Annotated in this window: 6 protein-coding genes and 1 pseudogene; 6 read left to right on the top strand and 1 reads right to left on the bottom strand. The window is 42.4% G+C overall.

From position 1 onward, the window contains the following. Positions 1-134 precede the first annotated feature (134 nt). Entirely contained in the window at positions 135-1,301 is a 1,167-nt protein-coding gene (locus AC1U9U_RS15120) for a pyridoxal-phosphate-dependent aminotransferase family protein (protein WP_479961380.1), read from the top strand. A 93-nt stretch (positions 1,302-1,394) separates the two neighbouring features. Here the strand turns inward: AC1U9U_RS15120 and AC1U9U_RS15115 are convergent, their stop codons facing one another. Further along, on the bottom strand, positions 1,395-2,270 hold the full coding sequence (locus tag AC1U9U_RS15115; protein WP_479961379.1) for a radical SAM protein: 876 nt from the start codon (positions 2,268-2,270) through the stop codon (positions 1,395-1,397). Positions 2,271-2,608: 338 nt separating this feature from the next. Between AC1U9U_RS15115 and sstT the strand changes: the two genes are divergently transcribed. The 5 genes and pseudogenes from sstT to AC1U9U_RS15090 all read left to right on the top strand — a co-directional run. Further along, positions 2,609-3,841, top strand: a complete 1,233-nt coding sequence (gene sstT, locus AC1U9U_RS15110) for a serine/threonine transporter SstT (protein WP_479961378.1) — start codon at positions 2,609-2,611, stop codon at positions 3,839-3,841. A 125-nt stretch (positions 3,842-3,966) separates the two neighbouring features. After that, positions 3,967-4,596 (top strand): TetR/AcrR family transcriptional regulator, encoded by a 630-nt coding sequence (locus AC1U9U_RS15105; protein WP_479961381.1) that lies wholly within the window; start codon positions 3,967-3,969, stop codon positions 4,594-4,596. Then, positions 4,583-5,362 (top strand): ABC transporter ATP-binding protein, encoded by a 780-nt coding sequence (locus tag AC1U9U_RS15100; RefSeq protein WP_479961377.1) that lies wholly within the window; start codon positions 4,583-4,585, stop codon positions 5,360-5,362. Before AC1U9U_RS15105 ends, AC1U9U_RS15100 begins: the two co-directional genes overlap by 14 nt. Further along, positions 5,353-6,123: an ABC transporter permease gene (locus tag AC1U9U_RS15095; protein ID WP_479961376.1), complete on the top strand. Its 771-nt coding sequence runs from the start codon at positions 5,353-5,355 to the stop codon at positions 6,121-6,123. The genes AC1U9U_RS15100 and AC1U9U_RS15095 overlap by 10 nt, the downstream gene beginning before the upstream one ends. A 114-nt stretch (positions 6,124-6,237) precedes the next feature. Then, positions 6,238-6,427 (top strand): annotated as a pseudogene (locus AC1U9U_RS15090) (ABC transporter substrate-binding protein); the annotation flags it as partial.

Below are 6,427 nucleotides of genomic sequence, written 5' to 3'. Positions count from 1 at the left end.
GAAACAAGCAGGCTCTCAAGCCCAGGTTATTCATCCTGTCCAACTTTTAGCGGAGACATATGAGAATTAACTTGGAGCAAGACTCATTTGAATTAAATCAAATTCCGAACTACTTATAAAGGAGAGTGTAAATAATGTTTGAGCAAAAAATGGATCTAAGACTACCGGGACCGGTTCAAGTCCCTAAAGAAATTCAATTAGCTATGTTGAAAAGCTTTGATCACCCAATGATGGACTATCGGAATCCAGTGTTCCAGGAAATATTGCTAAGAACAATGAATAAGGCTAAAGCGATTTTCCAAACAAATAATATGGTTATACCCCTTACTTCAAGTGGAGCATCTGCCTTAGAAACTGCCATGATTAATACGGTGGGGCCAAATGACACAATCATTCTCTGTGTTGTCGGTTACTTCGGAGAATACTTGCAAGGAATAGCAGAACATATCGGCTGCAAAGTTGTCCGTGTGGAGACCGAATGGGGAGATATTGTAGATCCAGAGGATGTTCGAAAGGCATTGAAGGAAAATCCTGAGGCAAAGGCAGTATTCGCCACTCATTGTGAAACATCAACGTCTGCAATTAATAACATTGAAGCAATTGCTGCAATCGTTCGAGAAACCGAAGCTCTTTTTCTTGTCGATGCAGTAAGCTCGATTGTCGGTACACCACTTTATATGGATAAATGGGGAATAGATATTGTTGCCACCGGCGGCCAAAAAGCGATTATGCTGCCACCCGGTCTCGCTCTGATCACGGTTAGTGAAAAAGCATGGGAAAGAATTAGCCAACATAAATGTCCATCCTTCTATTTCGATTTAAAACTTTATAAAAGCCATATCGAATCAGGCGTAGGTACGCCATACACTCCAAATTTGGCACTGGTCTGCGGGTTGGAGGAATCATGTGATATGATCGAAAGAAGCGGTGGACTGGAGAGTCAATATAAACGCCATGCCGCTCTTCGGGATATGACTAGAGCAGGGGTTCGTGCTCTCGGTTTAGAACTATTAGTTAAAGATTCTGCAGCAAGCCCAACACTTACAGCAGTAAAATTTGAAAACGCTGATGCTTTCCGCAAGCTCATGCGTGAGGAATTCCATGTTGCTATTGGCGGGGGATTAGGGAAAATAAAAAACAAGATGTTACGGCTTGGTCATATGGGCTATACTGACGCCGCTGACATCTTGAAAATGTTTGCCGCTATGGAACTAGCGCTGGTAAGAAGTGGACATAATGTAGAGCTTGGTGCTGGAGTAGCTGGGGCTCAAAGGCAGTGGCTGGAAAATCCAAATTGTTAAATGCTATAGCAAAAAACTTTTCAACGGGAATCTTTGAATAGTTCAGCTAAGAAAAAGGCTAAAAGAATGCTGAGTAGCATTCTTTTAGCCTTTTTATAGTCCCCGCCAATATTCCGGTCGTAAATAATCCTCACGATTCTGCTCAATTACTTCACTTAGGGTGGCGAGAAGTGTATCCTTATCAAAGGGAAGATGGGCTTTAAGGGGAAGATAGTTAGAGGCATGGTTGCTTCGGAATAAACAATCTGCTAGGTCCAACTGCTGAGCAATATGGCGAAGTTCCCGTAGTGATTCCCAGGGATTCAGCATAATAAACTCCCCGGATTTAACCTTCCTTACAAGGGGAGCATCCGGTGCGAGCATCAGCGTAAGAGCACCCAGATAATGTGGATTAATGGCATTCAGGACTTTAGCTGTCTCAAGAGCATGTTCTTCTGAATAATCCTTCCCGCCTACCCCAAGAATAATGGTGCAGGATAATTTTAACCCACTTTTTACAACCTTTTGGCCCGCTTCAATCATTTCTTCGGGAGTAACTCCCTTGCAGATTTCTTTGAGGACCTTTCCGCTGCCGCTTTCTACTCCCAAATATACAATACCCAATCCCAGCTGCTTGAGATGGGATAGCTCGTCCGGAGATTTCTCCAGAATATCCTTAGGGCCGCCATAAATTCCTACCCTTTGGAGTCGGGGAAAGCGTTGGTAAAGCTCCTTTAGGATGTAACATAAAAGGTCGGTGTCACAGGCCAGGGCATCGCCATCGGCTAAAAAGATTCGCTGCGCGTTGGGATACTCCTTAAAACTAGCTTCAATGATGGATTGGATTTCACTTTTACTGCGGACCCGAAAGCTTTTTCCTTTATACATACTGCAAAATGTACATTGATTATGGCGACAGCCTATGGTTATCTGCAGAATTAAGCTTGAGGCTTCGCTGGGGGGGCGAAAGACTGCTCCTTCGTAAATCATAACTTTACCTCCTTGAATTTTGGCTGCTAAATTTAACTGACGGAAATCAAACAAGCTTCATCAAAGCAATCTTAAAATACCAATTCATACTTTTCTAACTTTCTTTTAAGGAAAAGGATTGGGTATCATATTTGTTTATAATATATATGTTGGCCGTTTCTTCCTTTTATCCTTTTCTAAATTATTTAAGTATTAAGCCTACAAAAATATATAGCCTATTTTGGTAACCTCATGTATGCATAATTAAAATTGTAATATTACAAAATACGTGGTAAACTTTAAAAATCTTATATAATACGACACTATAAGTCAAAGCTTAAAGGGAAGGAGCAAAAGCATTGCATGAACTAATCAAGAAATGGAACGGAATCAGTCTTGTCAAACGTATTCTCATCGGCCTCATCATCGGTATTATCTTAGCCTTAACGATTCCTGAAGCGGTAAAGCCGGTAGCTATCCTAGGGGATTTATTTGTCGGAGCCTTAAAAGCTGTGGCACCGATCCTTGTCTTTTTCTTAGTTATGGCAGCCATCGCCAACCATAGGAGCGGACAGCAAACCAATATGAAAGCCATTTTGGTTCTTTATCTTGTGGGAACCTTTTTGGCCAGCTTAGTCGGTGTTATTGCCAGTTTTATGTTTCCGGTCAGTATTACTCTCGCAGCCGGGGTGGAAGACATTACTTCACCGGGGGGTATTAATGAAGTTCTACTAACGTTGCTTATGAACATTGTTGATAACCCAGTTAAGGCACTTATGAATGCCAATTATATTGGTATTTTAACCTGGGCTATTCTCTTAGGGTTTGCTTTAAGAAGTGCTGGTGAATCCACCAAGACTTTAATCAGCAATTTATCTGATGCAATTTCCACCGTGGTTAAATGGGTCATTAGTTTGGCCCCCCTGGGAATCATGGGATTAGTTTTTAATTCAATTGCCACCAGCGGTCTGGAAGCATTATTGGGTTATGGTAAATTATTGATTCTGCTGATCGGATGTATGGTTTTTGTGGCTGTAATAATCAACCCAATTATCGTTTACTTAAAAATTCGTCGGAATCCTTTTCCCTTGGTATTTCGCTGCTTGAAAGAAAGCGGACTGACGGCCTTCTTTACCCGGAGTTCAGCAGCCAATATTCCAGTTAATATGAATCTCTGTGAAAAACTGGGATTAGATAAGAATACCTACTCAATCTCCATTCCCTTAGGAGCCACCATCAATATGGCTGGGGCCGCTGTAACAATTTCCGTGCTTACTCTTTCGGCGGTTCATACCTTGGGAATTCCTGTGGATCTTCCCACTGCAATTATCTTGAGTGTACTTGCCGCCATAGCGGCCTGCGGTGCTTCTGGTGTAGCAGGGGGTTCACTTTTACTCATTCCTCTGGCTTGCAGCTTGTTCGGAATCTCTAATGATATTGCTATGCAGGTAGTGGGAGTCGGCTTTATCATTGGCGTGTTGCAAGACTCCTGTGAAACTGCCTTGAACTCTTCCACAGATGTTCTCTTCACTGCTGCCGCCGAATATGCGGAATGGCGTCGAGAGGGTAAAGAGATAGTGATCAGAAAATAGAACTGGATTACCGCAATTCGCTTGACTAAAAAAATAATAAATAGTAAAATTTGTCCATAAATTGAACCTAAATTCAGTTTATGGACTTTTATTATGTAGACAAGAATAAAAATATGGAGTTGGCTATGGTCTACAATAAAACGGATAACGTCCTCAAGAAGCAAGAAATACGCCGTAAAAGGATAATCAAGGCTGCTAAGGAAATCCTATCTGAAGAGGAAGAGATCGGCAAGGTCTCGATTAAATCCATTGCTAAGCGGGCAGGAATTGCTACTGGGACTTTTTATCTCTATTTTGCCGATAAAGAATCCTTAGTAGATATGATTGTTAAAGAAATGTATGAGGAATTATTGGCTAAGATAAGGGAAGAGCGTGCCCAATATGATAACAACTTTGATAAGCTGCAGGCTTCCATGGAGGTATGTATTCGCTTATTTTTAAAGGAAAAGTATTTGGCTAAAATCCTACTGGAGCAGTTTCCCCAACTTCATTCGGCTCTCAACACCAAATATGCCGATATTGAGGAAGATCTCATTCGTCTGACTAAGATTGATTTGGATGAATTAATGGAGGAGCAATTGATCCCTAAACAAGATACGGCTGTAACTGCTACTGCCTTCGTGGGAACCTTCCGAGGGGTTATTTTATCCTGGATCGGTAAGGGCGAGCCGGAGGATATTGAACTGGCCTATAACACACTGATTGATTACAATATGAGAGGGATTGGGAGATATAAAATAGATGAAGAAGGATAAAGATATAAATTATTTAGCCATCGAGTCCCTGGATGTAATATATCACCAAAATGATCAATTAATCCCTGCCTTAAAAAATGTGAGTTTAGCTTTGCCTTCCGGGCAGATTGGGGCTATCATTGGCCCTTCCGGTTGCGGGAAAAGTACTCTCTTTAGCGTAGTGGCAGGATTAAATAAGCACTACCAAGGGCAGGTTCTTTTGAATGGACACCCCCCTCAAGAAAGCAATCAAGTAGCCTTAATCTTACAGGAATATGGGTTGTTGCCCTGGAAAACTGTGTGGGATAACGTAAGGTTAGGCCTGCAGATAAAAGGGGTAAGCGCCGGCGAAGCAGCTCAACGAACGGAAGGGATTCTTAAACAGCTTGGTTTGCTCCATTTGCGGAAGCGATTTCCCATTCAATTAAGTGGTGGGCAAAGGCAAAGGGTGGCTATTGCCAGGTCTTTAGTGCTAAAACCGGAGCTGCTCTTAATGGATGAGCCTTTTTCGTCTTTGGACGCTCTGACAAGGGAAGAGATGCAGGATTTGGTGCTTAATGTCTGGCAAGAGACGGGGCTAACTATACTCATCATCACCCATAATATTGAGGAGGCTGTGTTCCTTGGACACAGGATCTTTGTCATGTCTGCTTGTCCGGGAACTATCACCCAAGAAATAGTCAACCCCTTGGCCGGCGATTATGAAGCCCGGGGTAAAATGGAATTCTTGAGGGTCTGTAACGGTTTGCGTCTAAGCTTGCGGGGGAGGGAAGAGGCATGCATTTAAAAGATCTATATTTAAAAGCCTTTACCCATAAGCTTTTGACTACTATAATAACCGTACTGCTGATCGGTTTAGCCTGGCAGATATTGTCCATACTCCTCCAGACCCCGGCCTTTCCGCCCCCAGGAGAAGCTGTCAGATCCTTTGGACAGTTATTTTTTAGTGACCTTATACCCCATTTGCAGATTAGCCTGTATCGGGTTGGGGTTAGCTTAGTTATCGCTGCCATTTTGGGGATTCCCTTAGGTTTATTTTTAGGTAAGAATAAGCATGCGGACAGGTTATCAGCTCCTTTTCTCTATCTGACCTTTCCCATACCGAAGGTGGTTTTTCTGCCGATTTTTCTGATCCTACTGGGGATCGGCAATGTGTCGAAAATTGTCATGATAACTTTGATTGTATTTTATCAGATTGTGGTTACCACAAGAGATGCCGCTCGTAATGTCCAGCAAGAGTATGTCCTCTCGGTAAAGTCTTTAAAGGCCTCAACCTGGGAGCTTTATCGGCATGTGTATTTTCCGGCCTGCCTTCCTTCTATTCTTACCTCCTTGAAGTTGGGTCTTGGCACTGCTATGGCCATCCTCTTCTTAGTGGAAACCTATGCTACCCAAGAAGGGATCGGTTTCTTTATTATGAACTCTTGGAGTAGCTTAGCTTATGATAAAATGTTTGCCGGCATCATTGCCATGGGGCTGATGGGTTTTTTGATTTACCTTCTGCTAGATACCTGTGAGAAAGTATTTTGTTCCTGGGTTAATCCCTAAAGAAAGTGGCAAACTGTAAAAAAACCTATTGACGAAATTAGAAAAAGGGAGTTTAATAGAAATCAAGAAATGAACTTAGGTTCATAATTTCGTTATAAGCGGGAGGAAGCAAAGATGGGTCGAAAATCCTTTAGTCTACTGCTTGTTCTGGCACTTATTTTAAGTGTTCTTACAGGTTGCGGGCAGAGTCAGGGGGGCACAGCAGGTAAGGCTCAAGCACAGAATAAATTAACCATTGGCTCTTTAACCATTGAGGAAAACTTACCTGTTCTGGTAGCTCAGCAAAATGGCTATTTCCAAGAAC

The sequence above is a fragment of the Desulfitobacterium sp. genome (assembly GCF_982384815.1).
This window is presented reverse-complemented; position numbering and strand designations above follow the sequence as displayed.